17 protein-coding genes are annotated in these 25319 nt (G+C 59.6%); 11 read left to right on the plus strand and 6 right to left on the minus strand.

The genetic code is table 11. From position 1 onward, the window contains the following. Genes G518_RS0106775 through G518_RS0106795 form a run of 5 tightly spaced genes read right to left on the minus strand, consistent with a single transcriptional unit; the run spans nucleotide 1 to nucleotide 4742 of the window. Nucleotides 1-723, minus strand: coding sequence for an ABC transporter ATP-binding protein (locus G518_RS0106775; protein WP_028601873.1), 723 nt, complete (start codon nucleotides 721-723; stop codon nucleotides 1-3). Next, the gene (locus G518_RS0106780; RefSeq protein WP_028601874.1) at nucleotides 720-1472 is read right to left on the minus strand and encodes an ABC transporter ATP-binding protein; all 753 of its coding nucleotides are present in this window, start codon (nucleotides 1470-1472) and stop codon (nucleotides 720-722) included. Before G518_RS0106780 ends, G518_RS0106775 begins: the two co-directional genes overlap by 4 nt. Continuing rightward, nucleotides 1466-2515 carry a branched-chain amino acid ABC transporter permease gene (locus G518_RS34200; protein WP_051236148.1) on the minus strand — a complete coding sequence of 350 codons (1050 nt, stop codon included), beginning with the start codon at nucleotides 2513-2515 and terminating at the stop codon, nucleotides 1466-1468. Before G518_RS34200 ends, G518_RS0106780 begins: the two co-directional genes overlap by 7 nt. Before the next feature lie 13 nt (nucleotides 2516-2528). After that, nucleotides 2529-3437: a branched-chain amino acid ABC transporter permease gene (locus tag G518_RS0106790; RefSeq protein ID WP_028601875.1), complete on the minus strand. Its 909-nt coding sequence runs from the start codon at nucleotides 3435-3437 to the stop codon at nucleotides 2529-2531. 30 nt (nucleotides 3438-3467) lie between these two features. Further along, nucleotides 3468-4742 carry an ABC transporter substrate-binding protein gene (locus tag G518_RS0106795; protein ID WP_036593805.1) on the minus strand — a complete coding sequence of 425 codons (1275 nt, stop codon included), beginning with the start codon at nucleotides 4740-4742 and terminating at the stop codon, nucleotides 3468-3470. Nucleotides 4743-5025: 283 nt separating this feature from the next. On the opposite strand from G518_RS0106795, the gene G518_RS0106800 reads away from it, so the two are divergent. The 11 genes from G518_RS0106800 to G518_RS0106850 all read left to right on the plus strand — a co-directional run bounded on the left by G518_RS0106800 (nucleotide 5026) and on the right by G518_RS0106850 (nucleotide 23786). Continuing rightward, the gene (locus G518_RS0106800; protein WP_169457907.1) at nucleotides 5026-6432 is read left to right on the plus strand and encodes an MmgE/PrpD family protein; all 1407 of its coding nucleotides are present in this window, start codon (nucleotides 5026-5028) and stop codon (nucleotides 6430-6432) included. Beyond that, nucleotides 6429-6920, plus strand: a complete 492-nt coding sequence (locus tag G518_RS0106805) for a MaoC family dehydratase (protein WP_028601878.1) — start codon at nucleotides 6429-6431, stop codon at nucleotides 6918-6920. Before G518_RS0106800 ends, G518_RS0106805 begins: the two co-directional genes overlap by 4 nt. Next, nucleotides 6917-8074, plus strand: a complete 1158-nt coding sequence (locus tag G518_RS0106810; protein WP_028601879.1) for an acyl-CoA dehydrogenase family protein — start codon at nucleotides 6917-6919, stop codon at nucleotides 8072-8074. The genes G518_RS0106805 and G518_RS0106810 overlap by 4 nt, the downstream gene beginning before the upstream one ends. Before the next feature lie 24 nt (nucleotides 8075-8098). Next, on the plus strand, nucleotides 8099-8578 hold the full coding sequence (locus tag G518_RS40350) for a MaoC family dehydratase (RefSeq protein WP_028601880.1): 480 nt from the start codon (nucleotides 8099-8101) through the stop codon (nucleotides 8576-8578). After that, nucleotides 8578-9801 carry a CaiB/BaiF CoA transferase family protein gene (locus tag G518_RS0106820; protein WP_036593808.1) on the plus strand — a complete coding sequence of 408 codons (1224 nt, stop codon included), beginning with the start codon at nucleotides 8578-8580 and terminating at the stop codon, nucleotides 9799-9801. The genes G518_RS40350 and G518_RS0106820 overlap by 1 nt, the downstream gene beginning before the upstream one ends. A 54-nt stretch (nucleotides 9802-9855) precedes the next feature. Then, complete coding sequence (locus tag G518_RS0106825) at nucleotides 9856-10782, plus strand: HpcH/HpaI aldolase/citrate lyase family protein (protein WP_028601882.1); 927 nt, start codon at nucleotides 9856-9858, stop codon at nucleotides 10780-10782. 3 nt (nucleotides 10783-10785) lie between these two features. Further along, on the plus strand, nucleotides 10786-11598 hold the full coding sequence (locus G518_RS34205; protein ID WP_051236152.1) for an IclR family transcriptional regulator: 813 nt from the start codon (nucleotides 10786-10788) through the stop codon (nucleotides 11596-11598). A gap of 232 nt (nucleotides 11599-11830) precedes the next feature. After that, on the plus strand, nucleotides 11831-17617 hold the full coding sequence (gene uvrA / locus G518_RS0106835; protein WP_028601883.1) for an excinuclease ABC subunit UvrA: 5787 nt from the start codon (nucleotides 11831-11833) through the stop codon (nucleotides 17615-17617). A 219-nt stretch (nucleotides 17618-17836) separates the two neighbouring features. Continuing rightward, complete coding sequence (locus G518_RS34210) at nucleotides 17837-19108, plus strand: efflux RND transporter periplasmic adaptor subunit (RefSeq protein WP_084651544.1); 1272 nt, start codon at nucleotides 17837-17839, stop codon at nucleotides 19106-19108. 23 nt (nucleotides 19109-19131) lie between these two features. Then, nucleotides 19132-22341, plus strand: coding sequence for an efflux RND transporter permease subunit (locus tag G518_RS0106845; RefSeq protein WP_028601884.1), 3210 nt, complete (start codon nucleotides 19132-19134; stop codon nucleotides 22339-22341). Beyond that, on the plus strand, nucleotides 22338-23786 hold the full coding sequence (locus G518_RS0106850) for an efflux transporter outer membrane subunit (RefSeq protein WP_028601885.1): 1449 nt from the start codon (nucleotides 22338-22340) through the stop codon (nucleotides 23784-23786). The genes G518_RS0106845 and G518_RS0106850 overlap by 4 nt, the downstream gene beginning before the upstream one ends. On the opposite strand, the gene G518_RS0106855 is transcribed toward G518_RS0106850, so the two are convergent. Beyond that, entirely contained in the window at nucleotides 23728-24933 is a 1206-nt protein-coding gene (locus G518_RS0106855; protein ID WP_169457908.1) for an ankyrin repeat domain-containing protein, read from the minus strand. The genes G518_RS0106850 and G518_RS0106855 overlap by 59 nt on opposite strands. Nucleotides 24934-25319 lie beyond the last annotated feature (386 nt).

Genomic DNA, 25319 nt, shown 5'->3' on the forward strand with positions numbered 1-25319 from the left:
TCAGACGGCGAGGTAGCGACGGGCCACTTCAGGGTCATCTCGGAATTGCTGCAAGCTGCCGGCGAACACGATGGTGCCGTGGTCAATCACTGCCACACGCGAGGCAATGTCCAGGCAGAAGCGCATGTTTTGCTCGGCTACCAGCAGGGTCATGCCGTGTTGACGCAACTCGAGGATCAGCGCTTGAATCTGGTCCATGATCACAGGCGCCAATCCCTCGCTAGGTTCGTCCAGCAGAAGCAACTCGGGGTTGCCCGCGAGTGCTCGAGCGATGGTCAACATCTGCTGCTGCCCGCCTGACAGCACGCCGGCGGATTTGGCCCGTGCGTCGGCCAGCAGAGGAAACAGCTCGTACAACCGTTCCAGGGGCCATTCGTCCTGTCCTTTGGGGCCGCGCTTCATGCCTAATCGTAGATTTCCCTCCACGGTTTGCAGCTTGAATATCTGGCGGTCCTCAGGGACATACCCTAGTCCCAGGTCGGCGATCTGATCGGTCCTCAGGCGAGCTAGGTCCCGCCCCATGGCCTTTACTGTGCCGCGTCGCGGCGGCGCGATACGCATGATGGATTTCATGGTCGTACTCTTGCCGGCGCCGTTGCGGCCCAGCAAGGCCACCGATTCGCCACGAGCTACGGCCAGTTTGAGACCGAAAAGAATCTGGCTTTGGCCATAGAAGGTGTCCAGGCCATCCACATCCAGTAGCAGCGCTGAATTTGTCGTCATGTTGTCTCCTTGGCATAACTGCCCAGGTAGGCCTGGATTACCCCGGGGTCGGATCGCACTGTCTGCGGGAGTCCGCGTGCGAGGATGGCGCCGTATGAGAGCACGGTCACGTCTTGCGCTACAGAGAAAACAATGTCCATGTCGTGCTCGATGAAGAGAACTGTCAGGCCAGTGGTCTGCCATAGTCTGCGCACCGTCTCCACCATGCGCCAGCGTTCCTCAGGGCCCATGCCTGCTGTGGGCTCGTCCAGTAGAAGCACGCTGGGCTTGGCGCATAGCGCGATGCCGATATCCACCATCTTCTGATCACCGTGGCTGAGTTGCTCCACTGGCGTATGGGCCACCGCGCCCAGGTCCAGCAACGCCACCACTTCGTCGGCGCGCTGGTGTCCCTCCGGACGAGGAAAGCCCGAAAGCAGACCCGCCACGCCTAAGCGCTCGGGCACGGCAGCGGCACAGAAGCTTTGCCACGGCGTGAAGCTGCGATACAGGCTGGCGATCTGGAATGCGCGTGCCAACCCCCGTCGCGCCACCTTGCGTGGCGGCAGGCCTTGTAGCGGTTGTCCGTCTAGCAAGATATCGCCTCGATCAGGGCGCACGCTGCCGCAGATCAGGTTGAACAGGGTTGTCTTGCCCGCACCATTGGGGCCGATGATGGCTGACAGACTGCCCGTGGCAAAGTCCAGTGAAACGTCTTGGATCACGTGGTTGCCTCCAAAGGACTTGGAGATATGGCGAATGCTCAGCATGGGCGAGCTTCCTTGGGTGGCTCGGCCAGCGGTGATGTTGTGACCGCAGTGCCAGGGGCCATCGGGCGGCCCTTACGCTGCTGCCACCAATCGTTGAGCTTATCCACAGGTCCTTTGCGTACCAACAACACGATGGCCAGGATCAGCACGCCAAGGACCAGGCTGGTGTTGCCGGTGTAACGCGTGGTGCCGTCTACCAGAAGACGCAACAGAAGCGCGCCGGCCAGTGGCCCATAGAACACGCGCGAGCCACCCAGCAAAATGGCGAAGATGGCGTCACCCGAAGTGGGCCAGAACGCCATAGTGGGGTACGCGCCCGAAACCAGCAGCGTCGCAAGCACACCTGCCACCGAAGCAAACAACCCTGCCAGGATGAAGACAGCGAGCTTGGTCACGTAGACGTTCACACCCAGGTAGGCGCAGCGGGATTCGTTGTCGCGCACCATGCGCAGCGTGGTGCCAAAGGACGAGCGTATCAGCGCGTACATTGCGAAGGCGGACACGCAAAATACCCCGGTGATGAAGTGGTAGCGAGGCAGGCCTGTTGATACCGGAGTGCCAAACAATGTGGCTTGACGGATCATGCCAGTCAGGCCTTGGTCACCGCCGGTCAAGGGCGCCCAGATCTCGATCATGTTGTATAGCAGCATGGCCATGGCCAGAGTGATGAAGGAGAAGTACGTTTCGTGTAGCCGAACGCACACGGCGCCTACAAAGCAGGCCAGAAGCGTGGATGCGGCGATGGCGCCCAGCATCGCCGGAATCAAAGCCCACCCCGCCTGTAGCAGCAGACAGAAGCCATAGGCGCTGAAAGCGAAGAACATCGCATGTCCGAAGGACACCAGACCCGTGTAGCCAACCAACAGATTCAGCGACATGGCGAACAGGCCGTAGACCAGTACGAAGGAGATCAGATCGAGTGTGCCGCCAGCCTGCGTGATCCACGGAACAACCAATAGCAGCAGCGGCGCCAAGTGCAGCAGCGGTAGTAGTCGTGCGGCACCGGAGGATGAGAAGGGGGATTGGATAGACAAGGTCGTCATGGCATGCCTGCGGTCAGTGGGTCCGCGCCGTGCGTGCGAAAAGTCCTTGCGGTCGCAGCACGAGTACAGTCACCATAAAGAGAAACATCAACCCTTCTGTGAAGAGCGGAAACCCGATGGAGCCGAAGGAGCGTGTGAAGCCCAGCAGTAGCGCCGCTACCAACGCACCGGGAATGGAGCCCATGCCGCCAATAACCACCACCACGAACGATTCGAGCAAGATCGAGAAGCCGGTACCTGGCAGGATGGCGCGCATGGGTGCAGCCAGTGCACCGGCCACGCCGGCTAGACCGCAGCCCAAAGCGAGTACGGCGCTGGCGTAGCGGTTAACGTTCTTTCCCAGGGCCGAAGCCATGGATGGGAGTTCGGCCACTGCACGCATGGTTAGACCGAATTGAGTCCGAGTGATAAGCCACCAGATCGCCAGTCCGAAACCCGCAGAAATCGCCATCAACACCAGGTAGAACACAGGGACTACGCCGCCTTGGAATTGCATTGGTGGCACACGCATGGAGATCGGCACTCCCAACGAGATCGCGGCTGGCCCCCAGATCAGCTTGGCCACGTCGTCGATGATGAGCACCAGGGCGAAGCAGGCCACCAGTTGCATCATCACGTCGGCTTCCTTGAGCGGGCGCACCACCCAGCGTTCAAAGACGATCCCGCACGCTGCCGTGAACACGGCTGCAGCCGCGAGGGCCAACAAATAGCTTTCAGTGCGGGTGTAGACCGTATAGGCCATATAGGCGCCCAACATGTAGAAGGCACCATGGGCAAAGTTGGCGATCCCCAGTACGCCAAAGACCAATGTCAACCCGGAGGCTGTGAGGAACATCAATAGCCCGATCACCAGCCCGCTGGTGAATTGCGTCACCAGGCAGGGAGCGGATGAAAGGCATTGCGTCAGCGCGTCGAAATCCATGATTACTTCCTTGGCCGAGGGGCGCGCGGATCAGACGTAACCCTGTTTCTTTTTCCAGTTGGCTTCCTCCTCCAGGATGACGTTCCAGGCGGCGGCTACCCAATCCTTGACAAACGGTTCCGTGCTTATGGCTGTCCCATAGGCCATGGGGTAGTTGATCAGGGTGTTGTCAGATGCGCGCAGCGTGACCTTTCCGTCCACACCGAAGGGCACCTGTGCGGTGCTGCCCCGGATGGCGGCGGCGACCTTGACGGGATCGGGATCGCCCTTGGTAGCGCGCAGACCATCTACGATGAATTGCGCGGCCGCACCGGTTTGCCAGGACCAGTTGTGTGGCTTGGCGCCATTACTGAGCTTGACATAGTCGTCATACCATTTGCGGTTGGCCGGGGTGTCTGGGTAGCTTCGGTTGTAGCGGTTTTGCACGATGACGTTGGGCGGAGCCTGCTTCACAGTGTCGATCACGCCGTAGTCGGAATACAGCGGCAGCACAGTCAACTTGTCTTTGAACAGGCCGTACAGGTTGCCCTGTTCCACCAGTGAGATCAGGTCGCCGCCAAAACACAGCGAATAGATGGCCTGCGGGTTGGAGGAAAGCAGTCTTGTCACGACATCGGTGAAGTCGGGCGCACCGAACTTGGGCCAAGCCTGTACGGCCACATCCATCTTGCCGCCGAAGTGGCGGTAATAGTCGATGAACTGCTGAGTAGTTTCGCGACCAAAAGCGTAGTCTGGTGCGCAGGTCGCCCAGCGCGTGATACCGCGCTCCTTGGCCATACGCGAGACGATTGCGCCTCCCGCGATCGCATCGTGAATGCCCTGGCGCGCCACGCGAAAGACCAGTGGGTTGAATTTCTTCGGATCTGCCGTCAGTGACGAGGCTTCGGAGTTCAGCTGGAAGCAGGCGGCTTTGGTGTCGCGCAGGCCCTCATTGATGGCAGCGGCGGCTGACGAAGATTCGGCGCTCATGATGAGCGTGCAGCCCTCGGCATTGATGAGACTGCGGACGTTCTTGACCGCTTCCTCCGGCAGATTTCGTGAATCACGCACCACTAGTTCGAGCTTGCGGCCCTCGATGCCGCCGGCTCCGTTGACTTGGTCGAACAGCAGCCGCGTGGCTACCACTTGGCCCAGCCCTGCATAGGCGAAGCGACCTGTGGTGACAGCACTCATACCAATCTTGATGGGTGCGGGTTGTGCCCGTACAAGTGCGGGGACGCTACCTGTGACTGCAAGGGCGGCTGTGTTGCGCAGCAGGCCGCGGCGAGTAATCGATGTGTGCTTGGATACCTGTGAACTCTGCATGTCATGTCTCCTTTTTTTTGGTGATGCGTGCGTACGGGACGCTTGCTGATGTGAAAGCCCTCCGTCTACCTGAGCAAGGCGTTGCGTAGGCTGGGATGCGGTCGCCATATTGCGATTCGCACGTCAGCGTGTAAAGAAGACGAGCGCAATGAGCACATACGTGATGCGTGAGTCGCTGGAAGCATCACGTACGTGCTATCTCATGACATATCGAGTCTCTATCGATTGCGTTGAAGGGGTTTTGTCGCATAGTCATAGCGAGACACAACCACGACAAAAAAGCGTGAAAAACGAAGCATCGAGTACATCCGAAGCCCGCGAACCCGACGCATCGCTGACGGCAGAGTTGGTGGCGCGTTCGGTAGCAGGGGCACAAAAGCCACTGAGTGATACCGTCGGCGAGCTGGCACGTCAGTGCGTCCTCGACTGGGTGGGCGTAGCGTTGGCCGGATCACAGGACGCGTTGGCACGACTGCTGAGGGAGCAGGCCGAGGAAGACGGCGGGACGCCTGTGGCTTCTATCGTCGGAAGTGGCGGCGTGCGGTTGAGCGTGCGCCAGGCTGCGCTGGTGAACGGAGCGACTGGCCACGCGCTGGACTATGACGACGCCAACGTGGCGGCACAAGGTCATGTGACTGCCGCGGTGCTACCCGCCGTTTTGGCCGTTGGGGAGGCCAATGGCGCTAGCGGTGAAGAAGTGTTGCGCGCGTTCGCTGCTGGCTACGAAATGGCGGGTGCGGTGGGCCAGTACCTGGGGCGTACGCACTATGAACTTGGCTTTCACGGAACTGCCACGGTCGGCAGCTTCGGAGCAGCTTGCGCAGCCGCTTTGCTAATGGGGCTGGATGCGCAGTCGACCGCCATAGCCCTTGGCATCGCCGGAACTCAGGCCGGCGGCATGAAAGCCCAGTTCGGGACCATGTGCAAGCCGCTGCATGCGGGTAAAGCGGCCGAGAACGGTGTGGTTGGTGCGCAGCTTGCGGCGCGCGGGTTTACCGGCTGTAGGGATCTCCTGGCGGCGCCACAGGGTTTCGGCGCCGCCACCAGCCCCGAACCTGACGTACGCGCTGCACTGGCGCCGCCACCGGGGGGCAGCTACCTGAACGGCAATCTTTTCAGATACCACGCGGCCTGCTACGGCACGCACGCGACATTGGAAGCTGTGCGCGCGCTGTGTGTTGAGCATGACCTTACAGCCGGCATGATCACGCGCATCGACCTGGACGTGGAGTCAAGGGCACGTGCGATGTGCAATATTGCCCGGCCTGAATCGGGCCTGCAGGCCAAGTTCAGTCTGCGCCTGAACGCCGCGTTAGCCGTGCTGGGCGAAGATACCGCCTCACCTGCTATCTATAGTGATGCAATCGTGAGCCGCACGGATCTGGTGGCAGTGCGTGATCGCGTCAATGTGCACTTCATGCCGCCTGACTGGCCACCGATGGCGTCGATGGTCCGTATCACCACGTGTGATGGTCGCGTGCTGCAGAAAGTCCATGACAGCAGCGTCCCCGATCCCGACCTCGCACGCCAGCGCGATCGGCTTACCCGTAAGTTCATGGCGCTGGCCGTGCCCGTAGTGGGATCAGCGCGTGCCGTGGAAATCGAACGCGCTATCGGCGCGCTGGATCGCATGGTGGATATCCGCTCGCTGATGTCCCTGCTCCGCCAACCAAAGGAAACCGCTTTATGAGCCAAGACATCATCGCTCGCGCAAAGGTGCGCGAAAAGGGTCACTGGTACGAGGATTTTGAGCCAGGGCGCGTGTTCGTGCACCACTGGGGCCGGACGCTGTCGCAGGCCGAGAACGCGCTGTTCACGACTCTGACGCTGCATTTCAATCCGCAGTACACCAATGTGGAAGTGGCGAAGGCCATGGGACACCCGGAGACGCCGATCAATCCGTTCCTGGTGTTCAACACCGTATTTGGCCTATCCGTACAGGACTTGAGCGAGCATGGCACCGCGTTCCTGGGCGTGAACAAGCTCAAGCACACGCGACCCTTCTATCCGGGCGACACCCTGTTCGCGCGTTCCACAGTGCTGGAGAGGCGCTTGTCCTCCAGCCGTCAGGACATGGGTATCGTCGGATGGCATACACAGGGATTCAACCAGCGCGAAGAATTGGTGTGCGAGTTCCATCGCTCCAACCTCGTGTTCCTGCGCGGAGTCGGTGCATGACAGGTTCATACATGACCGAGGATCGCCGCATGATCCAGGCTCAGGCGCGCGAATTTACGCTGCGCGAAGTGCTGCCTGTAGCCAACAAACTCGATCCAGAGAAGGGCGATATTCCAATGTCTCTGCGCGAGAAGATGGCCGAGATGGGATATTTCGGCATCCTGATCGACGAAGAGTACGGTGGCTTGGGCTTGGGCGTGTTCGAGTATTGCCTGGTGACGGAGGAGCTAGCGCGAGGCTGGATGAGCGTGGCCTCGCTGATCGCTCGTGCCAACAACCTGCCGGGCATGGAAAAACTTTCGCCCGAGCGTCGCGCCGAGTTGATGCCACGCGTGGCACGCGGCGAGTGGCTGGGCGCCTTCGCGTTGTCGGAGCCGAATGCGGGCTCGGACGTGGCTAACATCGCTTGCCGGGCTCGCCGCGACGGTGACGAGTGGGTGATTCATGGAAACAAGTACTGGTGCACTTTTGCCGACGGTGCCGACTACCTGGTAGTGATTGCGCGCACTAGTGCTCCGCCTCCAGAGAAGAAACATAAGGGCCTATCGGCATTCATGATTCCCAAGAAGCGTGGCGAATTGCCCGCTGGCCTGCACGGCGCACCCATTCCGAAGATCGGCTACTTCGGCTGGAAAACCTGGGAGCTTTCTTTCGATGAGTTCCGCGTGCCGGCTGATGCGCTACTGGGCGAGGAAGGCGATGGTTTTTACCTGGCCACGCAGGGGCTGGAGAAGGCTCGAGCTCACACGGCAGCACGTGCGATCGGTCTGGCACGAGGCGCCTTCGAAGACGCAATGGCGTACGCCCAGGAACGCGAGCAGTTCGGTGCGCCCATCACTCAGTTTCAGTCCATTCGCTTCAAGTTAGCTCAGATGGCAACAGAGATTGAAGCTGCTCGACAGCTCAACTACCACGTATGCACTCAGATCGACAGCGGCGGACGTTGCGATCTGGAAGCCTCCATGACCAAGCTGTTCGCGACCGAAATGGCCGAACGGGTGACCAGCGAGGGACTACAGATCCACGGCGGCGCGGGATACACCACGCTGCACGCAGCCGAGCGCCATTGGCGCGACGCTCGTCTGACAAAAATTTTCGAAGGCACTTCCGAGATCCAGCAGCGGATCATCTCGGATCGCCTGTTAGGCAAGTGAAGAACTGGTGAAAAGGAGCGGGCCATGCAACTCAATCAATTGACCGAACGTGATAACTACTTTGAGGACTTCGTCGTCGGCGAAGTGATGAAGCACGTGCGCTCCAAGACGCTGGAGCCACTGGAGCAGGTGTTGATTACCAACATGGTGATGAACACAGCCTCGGGTCACTTTGACGAGGAAGTGATGAAACTGCACCCAATGGGTAAGCGCCTCTCGTTTGGAGGCGTGAATATCGCGATGTTCGTGGGCATCGCCAGTCAGGACACGGCCGAGAACGCTATTGCTGAATTGAGCATGGACAAGATCCGGCTACAGGGGCCGGTGTTCCACGGCGACACGCTCACTTCCTACACAGAAGTGTTGGAAGTGGGGCCTGCGGAACGTGAGGACGCAGGTGTCGTGCGCTTTCGGCACCTTGGCACCAAGCAGGACGGCAGCATCGTGTTCGAGGGTGAACGCACGGTGCTCATCAAGCGACGCTCGCACTGGGGAACACGCTAATGGCCGCCTCCGGATTTGGAGCTCTGGACGGCGTTCGCGTGGTGGATTTCACGCAGATGCTGGCGGGCCCCTTTTGCACGCAACTGCTGGCTGACCACGGCGCGGAGGTCATCAAGATCGAGCCTATGGACGGCGAAGACAGCCGCGTTGCGGGTCCTTTCCACGCGGACGACAGACTGCATGCCTTCGGCGGTTACTTCGCCTCGGTCAACCGCAACAAGCGGTCGATATGCCTGAACCTCAAGGATTCGAACGCCTGTGAGGTGGCGCTGCAACTCATCGACACAGCCGACGTGGTGGTGGAGAACTACCGGGCTGGCGTGATGGAGCGCCTGGGATTGTCGTACGAGACGCTGCGCGAGCGAAACCCGAAGCTGGTGTATGCCGCTATCCGCGGTTTTGGCGACCCGCGCACCGGCAAGAGCCCTTACGCAGAATGGCCGGCCTACGACGTCGTGGCGCAAGCTATGGGAGGGCTCATGCAGATCAACGGACCTGACGCGCAGACGCCGCTGAAGGTGGGGCCAGGCGTGGGCGATCTGTACCCCGCCACGCTGTGTGCCTTCGGCATTGCCGCTGCACTGTTGCGCGCTGCGCGCACGGGCCAGGGGCAGTTTTTAGACGTGGCCATGGTCGATTCGGTGCTGGCACTGTGCGAGCGCACGGTGCATCAGCACTCTTTTCAGGGCCTGGTGCCGCATCCTGAGGGAAATCGCCACCCATTGCTGTCGCCCTTCGGTCTCTTCAAGGCCAAGGACGGCTTTGTCACCCTGGCAGCGCACTTTGACGCGTGGTGGGTCAAGCTGTGCGGCCTGATTGATCGACCGGACCTGGTGACGGACCCGCGTAGCGCCACAGCCGATGCGCGTGTGGCCCACCGCGACTACGTGTACGACCAGTTGGAGCTCTATACAGCGGCACACACCAAGGCTGAGTTGGCCGGGCTGCTCGGCGGCAAGATTCCCTTTGGCCCGGTCAACAACGTGGCCGAGATCGTGGCCGACCCCCATTTTTCGGCGCGGGAGATGGTGGTGCCAGTCGAGCACCCCGGTGTATCTCAGCCCATGCACGTGGCTGGTATCCCGGTAAAGATGAGCGAAACGCCTGGCCGCGTGACGCGGCGCGCGCCACTGGCCGGGGAACACACGGATGAGATTTTGCGCGAAATAGGCGTGGGTGAGGCTCGGATCACCGAACTACACGAGCACCACACTGTCGGCTGACGCCTACCTGCGCACGGCCACCTCGAGATTCAACAAGACTAGGAACTATCAATCATGTCCCAAACCCGCCCCCGGCGCGCGCGGCGCGTCCAACTGTCTACCCCCGGTTCTTCGGAAAAGATGATGGCCAAGGCAGCCGCGAGCGCAGCTGACCATGTTTTTCTGGATCTGGAGGACGCAGTCGCGCCCAGTCAGAAGGTGGCTGCGCGCGGCAAGATCGTCGAAGCGCTTAACAGCCTGGACTGGGGCGGTAAGGTGCGTTGCGTGCGTATCAACGACTTGTCCACCGAGTACGCTTACGAGGACATTATCGAGATCGTCGAGGGGGCGGGGGCGAATCTGGACACCATCATGATGACCAAAGTCACCAGCGCGGCAGACATTCTGTTCGCCGATCGGTTGCTGGGCATGATGGAAAAGAAACTCAAGCTTCCGCGCCGCATCGGCTTGGAGGCGCTGATCGAGGAAGTGGAGGGCATGCAGAATGTTGACGCCATCGCCAAATCGACCGATCGGCTGGAATGCCTGGTCTTCGGTATGGGGGATTTCTCAGCGTCCATGGGTATCAGCCTGGATGCGGCTATCGGCAGCGACGGTGGTAGCGGTTATCCTGGTGACATGTGGCACTACGCGCGTTTCCGGCTGGTTATGGCCTGCCGCGCCGCCGGGCTGGATCCGGTGGACGGGCCCTATGCCGATTTCCGCAACGAGGACGGTTACCGTGAAGAATGCAGGCGCGCCAGCACGCTCGGTATGGTCGGCAAGTGGGCTATTCACCCCAGTCAGATTGGCATCTCGCGGGACGTCTTCAGCCCCGATCCGGTGCGTGTGGCCAGCGCGCGCCACCTGGTCCGTGCCTATGCTGAGGCCGAAGCCGCAGGCTCTGGCTCCATCAATGTCGACGGCGTGATGGTCGATGTGGCCACGGTGCGGTTGCTGCGGAACGGAATTTTGCGTAACGCTGAGTTGTACGGGATGTGAATTATGGCCTCTGGAAAAGCTTCAACCCACGAAGTCGAAGGCGTCATCAAGTCCGCCAAACGGGTGCTTGAATTATTCGAATATTTCGCCGAATGCCGCCGTCCGCTTTCAGTGACGGACCTGGTGCGCGGGTTGGACTACCCCCAGTCCAGTGCCTCGGCCCTGCTTAAGAGCCTGACACGGCTGGGCTACTTGGACTATGACCGACACAAGCGCCTGTACGTGCCCACGCTTCGCGTGGCGCTGTTCGGCGGCTGGGTCCATGACCAACTTTTCAGTCAGACCAGCCTGTCGCATCTGATCGACGAGCTGCATGCGGCTAGTGGTGGCGAGGCTGTAATCCTGGGCATGCAGAACGACATCTATGTCCAATATATCCACATGGTGCAATCTGCACGGCAGCAGGTGTCGTCTTGGTATGTCAAGCCCGGCTCGCTACGGCCGTTGTGTCGTTCGGCCGTGGGCAGAGTGCTGCTCAGCCGAAAGAGCGATGTGGAGGTGCAACAATTGCTTTGGCGTATCAACGCCGAGGAAGAGTCCAGCCAGCGCATGCCGGTGAATGACTTGCTCAAGGAGTTGGACCGTATCAGGCAGGATGGATATGCATGTACCGAAGGTACAGTGAACCCCGAAGTGGGTGTGCTGGCCATCGAAATGCCCACACCGCCAACTCAACCCCCAATGGCTCTTGGTATAGGCGGTCGGATTGAGTCACTTAGGGCCGAGCGCGAGCGCTACCTCGAACTACTTAACAAGGCGTTGCAGCCTTATCGGTCACCCAGGTCCACCTTAAACAAAGGCGGGACCCAAGGCTAATGAGGCACCTGCAGGCCTTCCCTCTGGGCTGTGGGTGAAAGCGGTTGTTTTTTTTGGCAGCCGGCTTGCATGGGGCCAAGCCACTGCCGGACGAATTGCCTTGAATTCTCCACGACGGCGCCCCGATGTGAGTCAGAACGCACGATAGATACGCTTTTATACATGAGCTGTGGCGAGCAAGGTTAACGCATGAGGCATAGAATTTCCCGCCTCTACCTGTTGGACCCGCCTCATGTCTTCTCCGCTGATCCGAATACGCGGCGCTCGCCAGCACAATCTCAAGAACCTCGACCTCGACATCCGTACGGGTGAATTGACGGTAGTCACGGGCCCCAGTGGTTCAGGCAAGTCTAGCCTGGTGTTTGATACCCTCTACGCTGAGGGACAGCGCCGCTACGTTGAAACCTTCAGCGCCTACGCGCGCCAGTTTCTCGACCGCATGGACAAGCCTGCGGTGGACAAGGTGGAAGGCGTACCGCCAGCCATTGCGATCGATCAGACCAACCCGGTGCGCAGTTCGCGTTCTACGGTCGGGACGATGACAGAGCTCAACGACCATCTGAAGCTGCTTTTTGCGCGTGCAGGCCAGTTGTTTGACAAGCAGACCGCCCAATCGGTGCGACATGACACCCCTGAGACCATCGCGTCCACCCTGGCCGAACGTGCCGCGGCGCTGGGCGATCCAAGGCTAGTGGTCACGTTCCCGGTCGAGCTGCCCGGAGGCACTTCCGCGCAAGAGGTGGAGCAGTGGCTCTCAGTGAGCGGTTTCACCAAGGTACAGGCCGAGCGTGAGGTGGCGACCCCGGGCGGCGCTGCTAACAAGATCCTCGATGTGGTGGCTGATCGGTTCCGCATGGGTGGTGCTGAACAGGCTCGCGTCATCGAGGCGATCGAAGTGGCGTTGCAGCGAGGCGCGGGGCGGCTGAACGTGTATGCCTTGCGAGACGAGGGCGAACCTGATCTGTGGCGTTTCTCCACAGGCCTTCATTGCCCCGACAGCGATCTACGCTACCGCGAACCGATTCCCTCGATGTTCTCCTTCAACTCCGCAGTGGGTGCCTGCGAAGTTTGCCGCGGTTTCGGGCGGGTGATTGGGGTGGATTGGGGTTTGGTGATCCCTGATCAGCGGCTTACCCTGCGCGCTGGCGCGATCAAGCCTATCCAGACGCCGGCTTGGAGCGAGTGCCAGGACGATCTCATGCGCCATGCCGAAGCTGCCGGCATTCCCCGCGACACGTCGTGGAACAAGCTGACTGCCGATCAGCAAAGCTGGGTCATTGAAGGCACGCCCAATTTCAAGGAAGGCAATTGGAACAAGCAGTGGTATGGCATCCGCCGGTTCTTTAAATACCTGGAGAGCAAAGCCTACAAGATGCACATCCGGGTGCTGCTGTCCAAGTACCGCAGCTACACCACGTGTCCTGATTGTGGCGGGGCGAGGTTAAAGCTGGAGAGCTTGCTTTGGCGCGTGGGCACGCGCTCTGATGCGGATTCAGAGCTGCCTTCCAGCCAGCGATTCATGCCTGTGGGGGTGACGTGGTCACGCGAGCAGTTGGAAGCCTTGCCAGGGCTTAGCCTGCACGATCTGATGTTGCTGCCGCTGGAGCGATTGCAGCGGTTTTTTGGGCGCTTGGGCAGTGGGGAAGAACATCCGGCGGAGGCTAAAGCTGCCAATGCCAGTGCCAATGCTCAGGCACTCAAGCTCATTCTTGAGGAAATCCAGGCGCGGTTGAAATACCTTTGTGATGTGGGTATTGGCTACCTCACGCTTGATCGCCAGAGCCGAACGCTCAGCGGCGGTGAGGTGCAGCGTATCAACTTGACCACTGCCCTGGGTACGTCGCTCGTCAATACGCTCTTCGTACTGGACGAGCCCAGCATCGGCCTGCACCCAAGAGATATGGACCGTATCACCCAGGCCATGCAGCGGCTTAAGAATGCCGGCAATACCTTGGTGGTGGTTGAGCACGATCCCGCCGTGATGATGGCCGCAGACCGCGTGCTTGATTTTGGCCCTGGGCCGGGCACGCTAGGCGGACGGATCGTGTTTGACGGAACGCCCGAGGAGTTGCGCGGAGCGGACACGCTCACCGGCGCTTACCTGGGTGGCCGAAAAACCATTGACAGCGGCTTTGCCCGCCCCGTGGCAGACAACACTCCCAGATTGATTCTGGAAGGTGCGACAGAGCACAACCTGAAGAATCTCTCGATCGATTTTCCTTTGCAACGTTTGGTGACGGTGACCGGCGTTTCCGGTTCCGGAAAATCCACTTTGATCCAGGACATCCTGGCGCCCGCGCTGCTTCGGCATTTTGGCAAAGCGACGGAATCCCCTGGCAAGCACGATCGTCTGCTTGGGGCTGATCACCTCAGTGAGGTGGTTTTCGTTGATCAGTCACCTATTGGCAAAACGGCGAGGTCCAACCCCGCCAGCTATGTGGGAGCCTGGGATGCCATCCGAGCCTTGTTCGCTGACGCGCCGCTGGCGCGTCAACGTAGTTACACAGCCGCCAAGTTCAGCTTCAACTCAGGCGATGGCCGCTGCCCCACGTGCGGAGGGTCAGGCTTTGAGCATGTAGAGATGCAGTTTCTCTCTGACGTGTACCTCCGCTGCCCGGATTGCGATGGCAAACGTTATAGGCCAGAAATTCTGGAAGTCACCATAGAGCGGCAAGCCGTGGAGCGTGGAGGCGTTTTCCTGAACGTGGCAGATGTTCTGGACCTCACTGTGGCCGAGGCAGTGCAACTTTTCTCGCGCGACCGCGAGGTCGTCCGCGTACTGCAGCCGTTGGTAGATGTGGGCCTTGATTACGTCAAACTGGGTCAACCTGTTCCCACGCTGAGCGGGGGCGAAGCTCAGCGCTTGAAGCTTGCGGGCTTTCTGGCCGAGGCGGCCAAAGGGAGCACGGCGAGCCGGCAACCCAAGGCCACCAAAGGCACGCTCTTTCTGTTCGACGAGCCCACCACAGGCTTGCATTTCGATGACATCGCCAAGCTCATGCGCGCATTCCGCAAGCTGCTCGATGCCGGTCATTCCTTGATCGTGATTGAGCACAACCTGGATGTGATGCGTGCGAGCGACTGGCTGATCGATCTTGGCCCGGAGGGCGGCGAGGCAGGCGGTGAGCTGATCGCGCAAGGTACTCCTGCAGAGGTGGCTCGCCACGCTTCTTCGCATACCGGCGCGGCTTTGCGTGAGTATGAAAGCTTGATGGCCAATCGTTCGGCGTTCAGCGTGAAAGAGGCCTCTGCCGGATATTCACTCGCAGAGCCCAAGCTCCAGCGCTCGAACCAGATCGAGATTATTCACGCACGCGAGCACAACCTGAAGAACATCAGCGTGGAAATCCCGCGCGGCAAGTTCAATGTCATCACAGGTGTGTCGGGGTCGGGGAAATCCACGCTGGCGTTTGACATCCTTTTCAACGAGGGTCAGCGGCGTTATCTGGAGTCGCTCAATGCTTACGCGCGCAGCATCGTTCAGCCCGCAGGGCGGCCTGATGTGGATGCGGTCTACGGTATTCCGCCTACTGTGGCCATTGAGCAGCGTTTGTCGCGTGGTGGCCGCAAGAGCACGGTGGGCACGACGACCGAGGTATGGCATTTCCTGCGCCTGCTGTATGTGAAGCTGGGCGTGCAGCACTGTATTCATGATGGCGCTGCGGTGCAGCCGCAAACCCCTGAGCGCATTGCAGCGCAGATCATGACGCGCTATCGCAACCAGACCATTGGCCTGCTGGCTCCGTTGGTTGTGGGCCGCAAGGGCGTCTATACCGAGTTGGCCGACTGGGCGCGGCCACGCGGCTACACGCATCTGCGGGTGGATGGCGAGTTTTTGCCCACCACCGGTTTTCCTCGCATTGACCGCTTCAAGGAACACAATATTGAGCTCCCGGTATTGAGTCTGGTCGTGTCGCCGGCCCATGAGACGCAACTGCGTCTAGCTATTGCACGGGCGCTGGAGCACGGCAAAGGCGTGGTCCAGGTGTTGAGCGATCTGGACGGCCTGGGCCCGGCGATGCAAGAGGGTCGCTCCACGAAAGGCATTGGCCGTTTGGACGCGTTCTCCACGACCCGGGCTTGTCCCATCTGCTCGACGAGCTATGCCGAACTCGATCCACGCTTGTTCAGCTACAACAGCAAGCACGGCTGGTGCACAGACTGCGTGGGCACAGGGGTCAAGCTAACCAAGGAGCAGCGCAAGGTTCTCGATGATTCGGTCTTGGCCGATGATCAAAAAGGGCGGGAGCAGACTTTCGCCGAACCTGAGATCGAAGATGTGGCTGACGTGGCGTGCCCAACCTGCCATGGCACACGTTTGAATTCGACCGCACGCGCAGTACGGCTGGAATCTGCGCACTCCCATGTTGGAGACAGCCAAGCCTCCACGGAAGACCGCGGCATTGGGATTACTCACCTCGCTCACCTCAGCGTGCACGATCTCCGCGGCTGGTTTGAGGGCCTTCATCTCGCCGGCCGCGACGCCGACATCGCACGCGATCTGGTCCCTGAGATCAAGAGCCGCCTGGACTTCCTCGAGCAAGTGGGCCTGGGCTACCTTACTCTCGACCGGGGCGCCCCCACCTTAAGTGGTGGCGAGGCGCAGCGTATCCGCCTGGCAGCACAACTGGGCAGCAACCTGCAAGGCGTTTGCTACGTGCTGGATGAGCCCACCATCGGCCTGCACGCCCGCGACAACCGCATCTTGCTGAACGCACTGCAAACCCTCAGCGACAAAGGCAACACGCTGGTGGTGGTGGAACACGATGAAGACACGATTCGCCAAGCCGAACATTTGATCGACATCGGACCAGGCGCTGGGGTGCGCGGTGGACATTTGGTCGCACAAGGTACGGCCACCGATCTTGAAGCCGCGCCGGACTCCGCCACTGGCCGCTATCTGCGTGATGCCATGCGCCACCCCATGCAGGCGCGTCGTCCGATCGAGTTTGCCGTGGACACCACGCTGTCGGTGCTGGGAGCCAACCTGCACAACCTGAAGGGTGTGGATGTCGATGTGCCTCTGAAACGTCTGGTGGCGGTCACAGGGGTCAGCGGTTCCGGAAAATCTACGTTGGCGCGTGATGTATTGCTTGCCAACGTCGCCGCGTGGGTGGGCCAGCGCGCCACCAAGGCTGGGCGCGAGGCCATGGACGCTGGCAAGGCGCCAGCCTTGGCCGGCTGCACCGGCCTGCGCGGATTCGAGAAAATTGATCGCGTCCTGGAAGTTGATCAAACCCCGATTGGCAAGACCCCCAGGTCCTGCCCTGCCACTTACATTGGCTTTTGGGACACCGTGCGCAAACTGTTTGCCGAGACCCTGGAGGCGCGCGCGCGCGGTTACAGCCCGGCCAGGTTCAGCTTCAATACAGGCGAGGGGCGCTGCCCTGGGTGCGAAGGCCAAGGCATGCGCACGATCGGGATGAGCTTCCTGCCTGACGTGAAAGTTTCGTGCGAGGTATGCCACGGTGCCCGCTTCAATCCGGAAACCCTGGCTGTGACTTGGCGCGGTAAAAGCATTGGTGATGTGCTTCGGATGGAAGTGGATGAGGCGGTTGGCTTTTTCAGCACCATGCCTAACATTGCCCACCCGCTGCAATTGCTCAAGGATGTGGGGCTCGGCTATCTCACTCTTGGGCAGCCTTCACCCACGCTTTCGGGCGGCGAGGCGCAGCGCATCAAGCTCGTGACTGAGTTGGCCAGGGTGCGTGATGACATTGGCCGAAGAGGCCAGAAAGCGCCACACACTCTTTATGTGCTGGACGAGCCCACGGTTGGTCTGCACATGCAGGACGTAGAAAAACTGATCCGCGTGCTGCATCGCCTGGTCGACGGGGGTCATAGCGTGCTGGTCATTGAGCACGACCTCGATCTGATTGCCGAAGCCGACTGGATTGTTGATCTGGGGCCTGAAGGGGGTGACGCCGGCGGGCAACTGGTGAGCGTTGGCACACCGGAAGACGTCGTTCGTGCCGCAACGCACACCGGCGAGGCATTGAAAAGGATACTTTCGCGCTAATCACACTTGGCAACTTGAGGAACAAAAGTGCATTCAGGCAGTCTTAACGGGTCTGCAGAAGCATTACTGTTCATTTAAGCGCTGACTGCTTATATATATTCGTTGTTCGGTGTCCCCGCGTGCAGCGATTTCAAGTTGCGTTTACATTTAGCCCGCCGCTTTACACAAATCAACATTCCGCCCTAAGAATACGGGTAATTGACATTCGGATTTCCAACAATGCCTGCCACGTCAACTAAGCGATTTTTCAAGAAAAACGCTGCGGAATCTCTCACCTCCCCTGGGGCACGAAGTGGATTGGGGTGGGCAGCGCTTGCGCTCGGCGTGACCCTGCTCAGTGCTTGCGGCAAGAACGCCCCTGCACCTGCGGCACAGCCGCGTGTCGCCGAAGTGGGCGTCACCGTGCTGAAGCAGCAAAGCCAGCGGCTGGACACGACCTTGCCCGGCCGCACGGCAGCCTTCCTGAGCGCTGAAGTGCGGCCCCAGGTCACGGGTATCGTGCAAAAACGGCTCTTTACAGAGGGGGCGCTGGTCAAGCAGGGCCAACCCCTCTATCAGTTGGACGCGGCAAGCCTTCGCGCGGCGGAGGCCAGTGCAATGGCGGTGCTGGCCAAAACAGAGGCCAGCCAGCGAACCTTGGAGGCAACGGCCCGGCGCAATGCGGAGCTGGTGAAGATTACGGCCATTAGCCAGCAGGCATTTGAGGAAAGCCAGGCGGCCGTCAAGCAATCTGCCGCGGATGTGGCTGTGGCCAAGGCCAATCTGGAAAACGGCCGTATTAACCTCCGCTACAGCCGCATTGAGGCGCCTATCTCCGGGCGAATCAGCCTGTCCAGCGTGACACCTGGTGCGCTGGTCACGGCGAATCAGACCGCGCCTCTGACAGAAATCGTGCAGATGGACCCGATGTATGTCAACTTTACGCAGTCTACCGCCGAGTTGCTTCGCCTGAAAAATGATCTGGCGGCTGGCCGTTACCAGGCGCTCGGGGGCGAAGAAATGTCGGTCCGGATTGCGCTGGAGGACGGAAGCGAATACAAGCACGAAGGCAAGTTGCGCTTTTCAGGCTTGATCGTCAACCAGACGATGGGAACCGTGACATTGCGCGCAGTGTTCCCCAATCCTGACGGCGTGCTCATGCCGGGCATGTATGTGCAGGCCAAGCTTCCCACGGGTTTGGCGCCAGACGCGATCCTTCTGCCCCAACGCGCAGTCTCGCTTGATCTGAAAGGCCGCGCCAGTGTCCTGGTGGTGAAAGAAGACAGCACCATTGAAAAGCGGTTTGTGGACCTGGGCCGCGCGATCGCGAGCGACTGGCTGGTGCAGGGCGGCCTGAAGGATGGCGAACGCGTGGTCATCGACGGCTTTCAGCGCGTCAAGCCGGGGGACAAGGTGAAGGTGGCCGAGTCAGGCGACGGTCCGAAAACAGATCGAAAAGCTGACCCTCAGGCATCGGCTGCCGCGCTGCGCGCCGCCACTGAGAAAAAGTAAAGTCAACCAGAAGTACCCAGCACATGGCCCAGTTTTTTATCAACAGGCCCATCTTTGCATGGGTCATTGCCATCGTCATCATGCTTGCGGGGGCTTTGTCCATCTTCAAGCTGCCGCTGGAGCAATACCCTGATATTGCGCCGCCGCAAGTCACTATTGGTGCGCAATACACCGGCGCTTCCGCCGAAACGGTGCAGAACTCGGTCACCCAGATCATTGAGCAGCAGCTCAAGGGGATCGACAACATGCTCTACATGACCTCCACTGCGGATAGTGCAGGGCGTGCGAGAACCACACTGACCTTTGCGCCTGGTACGAACATCGATGTGGCGCAGGTGCAGGTGCAGAATAAATTGCAAGCGGCTACCAACCGCCTGCCTGAAGCCGTTAAAAGCCGTGGCGTTTTCGTGAACAAAGGCGGACAGGATTTCCTGGTCACCTACAGTTTCTACTCCACCGATCCATCCATGAACCAGGTGGATATTGGCGACTACCTGAACGCCAACCTGGTGGACGTGATTGGCCGTATTGACGGGGTGGGCGACGTCAACGTCTTCGGCACCAGTTATGCCATGCGCATCTGGATGGACCCGGCATCGATGCAAAAGTATGCGCTGATGCCTTCAGATCTTGTCGCTGCGCTCAATGCGCAGAACGCGCAAGTTTCCGCGGGTCAATTGGGCGCGTTGCCGGCCGCGGAGAACCAGCAGCTCAATGCCACCATCACCGCGCGCACCAAGTTGCAAACGGTCTCACAGTTTGAGGCTGTCGTGCTTAAGACGGCAACAGACGGTTCAATCGTCACGATCAAAGACGTCGCGCGAGTGGAGTTGGGCGCAGATAACCTGACCGTGAAATCAAAGATCAATGGTTTGGCCGGTGCCGGCATGGGTATCGTGCTGGCCGATGGCGCCAACGCCATGCAGGTATCTGACGCCGTAGCCGCCAAACTGGCAGAGCTCAAGCCCTTTTTCCCCAACGAGATTGATTACTTCGTCAGCTCGGATTCCACACCCTTCGTGCGCGCATCTATTCATGAGGTAGTCATGGCGCTGGGTGAGGCGATGATCCTGGTGGTGCTGGTGATGTTCGTCTTCCTGCAGAACTTCCGCGCCACGCTGATCCCCGCGATTGCCGTACCTGTGGTGCTCCTGGGGACTCTGGGCATATTGTCAGCCGCTGGCTACTCCATCAACACCCTCACCATGTTCGCCATGGTGTTGGCCATTGGCTTGTTGGTGGACGACGCCATTGTGGTGGTTGAGAACGTTGAGCGCGTGATGCATGAGACTGGCATGGCGGCCAAGGAGGCGACCAGGCATTCCATGAGAGAGATCACACCGGCTTTGGTCGGTATTGGAGTGACGCTATCGGCCGTGTTTGTGCCCATGGCGTTCTTTGGCGGCTCAACCGGCGTGATTTATAGGCAGTTCTCGATCACCATCGTGGCTGCCATGGCCCTTTCGGTCTTCGTCGCGCTGACACTGACCCCTGCGCTGTGTGCCACGATCTTGAAACCACCAGCGCACATGGACCCCCATGCCGCTCCGCGCCGTGGATTGTTCGGGTTGAGTGACCGGTTCTTTCGCTGGTTCAACCATCACTTCGACATCACCGCAGATCGATACCAGCGGGGTGTGGCTGGAATACTCCGCCGCTCCAAGCGGATGATGCTGATCTTCTTGGCCATTGTGGCTGTGGCATGGTTGCTTTTCAGCCGCCTTCCGACATCGTTTCTTCCCGATGAAGATCAAGGCTATGTCACGGTCACCGTCAACTTGCCTTCGGGTGCGGCGGATGCCCGTTTGCAGGATGTGTTGGACCAGGTGCGTGAGTACTTTGCCAAGCAACCAGATGTCATCAGCTTCAACCAGGTGTCCGGGTTGAGCGGTGACCAGAGTTCAGCGCGCGGATTTGTGCGCCTCAAACCTTGGGATCAGCGCACGCTCAAAGAGCAATCGGCCTCGGCCATTGCCCACAAAGCGACGCGTGAAATGGCGTCTATTCGCGATGCCCGCATCTTCGTGAACATGCCGCCCGCAGTGCGTGGCCTGGGTTCGAACGCGGGCTTCAACCTCATGCTCAAAGACATGAATGATCTGGGGCACCCGGCCTTGCTCGCAGCCAAGGACAAGTTTCTCACGGAGGCACGCAAGCGCCCTGAGTTGACCAACGTGCGATCCACTAACCTGGACGATGCAGCCGAGTTGAGAATCTCGATTGATGACCGGAAAGCGGCGGCGCTGAACCTGTCTTATGCCGATATCAATAGCGTGCTCTCGAGTGCGATGGGCGGCACCTACGTCAATGACTTTTTGAACAATAGTCGTGTCAAGCGGGTATATATCCAAGGCGATATTCCGCACCGCATGCTCCCGCAAGACGTTGCCAAATGGACGGTGCGCAACAGGAACGGCGAAATGGTGCCTTTTAGCGCTTTCTCGACTTCCTACTGGGCCTACGGCTCGCCTCAGTTGATGCGCCACAACGGCGCTCCGGCGTATGAGCTGGCGGGTAACGCCGCACCGGGCGCAAGCTCAGGATTGGTTATGCAGATCGTGCAGGACATTTTGAAGGAAATGCCCAGTGGCATTGACTATGAATGGACCGGCGCTTCGCTGCAGGAACGTCAGTCAGGCGCCCAGGCACCTCTGCTCTACGCCATTTCCATTTTGTTCGTTTTCCTGTGTCTGGCCGCTCTTTACGAGAGTTGGACCGTGCCGCTCTCTGTGATCCTGGCTGTGCCACTTGGCGTGGTGGGTGCTTTGCTGGCCACTTACTCGCGCGGTTTGACCAATGACGTGTATTTCCAGGTCGGTCTGTTGACCACAGTGGGGCTGGCGGCCAAGAACGCCATCTTGATTGTGGAGTTCGCGGTGCAGTTGCAAGAGCGAGGAAAAGACGTTTTCGATGCCACTGTGGAAGCCGTTCGCATTCGGCTGCGCCCCATTTTGATGACCTCCCTGGCATTTGGTTTTGGCGTGTTGCCTCTGGCTTTGGGTACCGGTGCAGGTGCCGGCGGACGAAAAGCCATCGGCACGGCGGTACTGGGCGGTATGGTCGCTTCCACGGTTCTGGGTTTGTTCCTGGTGCCTGTGTTCTTCCTTCTGATACGCAGTTGGTTCAAGAGCCGGTCCCGTCTTGATGACAGTGTTGAAGCCAAGAGTCCAACAGCGACAGCAACGGCATCTGCCTCTTCAACAGAACCACCCACACAGACGTCTGCGGCATGAAGAAAAGCATCCTGACCATGCAGCCGGCGGTAGCTGCTGTACTTGCGACCGTTTTGCTCTCTGCGTGTAATGTTGCGCCGAAGTACGAGCAACCTCCTTTGGCAGTGCCTGAGACGCTCTCGCTGGGGACCGGCACGCCGGTGGTGGCCAATGAAGCCAGTCTGGCTTTTGCACAGGCGCAGACATGGATCCAAGCCGCACAACTGCGCGAGGTGGTGGCACTTGCTCTCAGTCACAACCGTGATTTACGTGTGGCGATCGAGAACATTGAAAAGGCCCGTGCGCAGTACGGCATCACACGTGCCGATCTCCTGCCCAGCGTGAATGCACAGGCGCAGGGCTCTCGTAGTCGCACCGCCGCAGACTTAACCACGACGGGGCGGTCCAGCCTGGCCAATCAGTTCACGGCGCAACTGGGGTTCACCAGTTACGAGATTGATTTCTGGGGGCGCGTGCGCAATCTCAATGAGGCTGCGCTGCAAGCGTTCCTTCAATCGGAAGACAACCAGCGCAATGTGCAAATCGCCTTGGTGGCAGATGTCAGCAATGCCTGGCTCACCTTGGCGGCTGATACGTCTCGCCTGCAGTTGGCAAAAGTTACCTTGGCTGCACGGGAGAAATCCTATGAGCTGACCAAGAAGATATTTGACATCGGCTCGACCTCGGGCTTGGTGTTGGCACAGAACCTCTCCACGGTGGAGACTGCTCGGGGCGATGTCGCTGCGTTCACTTCTCAGGCAGACCGCAGCCGCAATGCCTTGCAGTTGCTTGTGGGCGGGCTTGTGCCAGAAAGCCTGCTGCCTACGGAAAGCGTTTTGAGCGCTTCGAACGGCGGGGCCGCAACCCTCTTGCCGTCGCCCCAAGGCTTGCCCTCCAACTTGCTGCTTCAACGCCCTGATCTGCAGGCGGCAGAGCATAGCCTGCGTGGCATGAATGCCAACATTGGTGCGGCGCGGGCAGCCATGTTTCCCACCATCTCGCTCACCAGTAGCCTGGGTACGGGAAGCAATGAACTGAACGGTTTGTTTGGCGGCGGAAACTCTACCTGGAGCTTTATCCCGTTGGTCAGGCTTCCCATTTTTGACGGCGGGCGCTCGCGTGCTGGCGTCTTGGTGGCTGAATCCAATCAGCGCATTGCCGTGGCGCAATACGATAAAGCCGTGCAAACGGCATTCAGAGAAGTGTCTGATGTGCTGGCGGACCGAGCTCAATGGAGTGAGCGGCTGCGTGCGCAAGAAGGCATGGTGCAGGCAACTCAGAAAGCGTTCGATCTGTCAGAGGCCAGGTTCACCTCCGGTGCAGACAACTATCTGACAGTGCTGGACGCCCAGCGTAGCCTGTACGCTGCTCAACAAACCTTGCTGACCCTTCGTCTGGCGGAGCAGATTAATCGTGTGACGCTCTGGAAGGCCTTGGGCGGGAGTGAGGCGGCGGCCCGGTCCTAAGCGTTCCGAGGGCCATTGCGGACAAGACCGCTCTACGCAGATTTAACAATCGTTCGGCAAGGTTCCGGCACCCCATATTTTTTGCATGAATAAATGCGCCGTCAATCTCGCTGAGATTGGATTCGTCTTGAGGCCACAGCGGAGCGGCGAACAGATTCTTGGGATGCATCGGGATTTCAAATTCCAGCATCGCATCCAGGAAATTCCAGCAGTTACGCTGAGCCGCTTGCTTCAGTAGGGCTATTAACTCAAGCTTCGCGCTCCCGCAGGCTGGATTGGCGTCGATCCGGTTCTCCACCAAGGTTTGAAGGGTTTTCGCTGAAGCTACTGCGCCCAGCTGTAGCAGGGCATTGACGAATTCCACGTGCCCAAAGTTTGCGGCCACCCGAAGCGCGGCATTCAGGTTGGCAGCGGAGCCGCTTTCCGGATCCATTTTCAAGAGTACGTACAGGGTATCCAGGCATCCTTTTGTTGCTACAAGCGTTAATGGAGTCACTTCATTGCTGAACGTGGCATTCGCTTGAGCACCGGCGTTTAACAACGCCTCCACAGCAACCGGTTGCTTACTTCCAATGGCCAGCCCTAATGCGCTCGTGCCGCCTGGAATGTAGGAGTTTGGATTCGCCTTGGATTCGAGCAGGGCGTCGACCACGTTCTGATGCTTCCTATTGATCGCCAAGGTCAGCGCGCTCTGGCCTGAGGGGATGAGCTTGGCATTGACTTGAGCATCAGGCTGTTTCAGCAGACTTTTCACCAGCTCGATCTCTCCTGACTGCGAAGCTGTCATCAAAGGAGTGAGGCGATTTCGATGCGTCGGCGTGTGCTTGGAACGCGTAAATGGACCTTGTGTGGTGTCTGATAAAGATGCGGCATACGAAGGATTCAAGGCTTCTCTGCTCGACTGGAGCCGCTCAGACCTGGTGCGAGGCCTTGGTACCGCCACGCGGCCAGGATCTGATCGGTTGAGGACGTCTGTCGAGTTTTGATGTGATCGATGATCCATATCGAAGGATTCCGTCTCGACTGAAGAAGGAGAAGAATCGGAAGGATCAACCAGGATGCAGATGTCTTGCTCGTCGAACGATGACTCCGGAACGTGTTGGGCATTTTCTTCCAGCTGGCGCTCTGCAGTGAGCTGTGCACCCACACCCGTAGTACCGACCACCGGCCCGGCAATAGGGCGGTGGGTTGGCCTGTTCTGAAGCTCCGTGGAAGGCGCGGGACGTTCGCTTTTGGTGGAGACTGAACTTGATTTGAAGCAACAAAAAGGCATGGCTGGGAGGGAAGGGGAAATAGGAGCTGTTGAAGCCTGCACTGCTGCCTGGCTGCTATCGTTTCGGGGCGTGAGCGGCCGTAGGCGGCTCCGCGAGAGGAGCAAAAAGCGAAGACAGCTTGGTGATGCTGGGAGAGCCGATATCAGTGCAATGAATGCAGGGGGTACTGTGAAGGATCGTTACTTGGCGCCTTGCGGCCGTCGATTTCCAAGCCCGACGGTCACCTAAGCGCTCGGCACTCTCTTGAGTAACCGATCGC

Source organism: Ottowia thiooxydans DSM 14619 (genome assembly GCF_000422885.1).
GTDB lineage: Bacteria > Pseudomonadota > Gammaproteobacteria > Burkholderiales > Burkholderiaceae_C > Ottowia > Ottowia thiooxydans.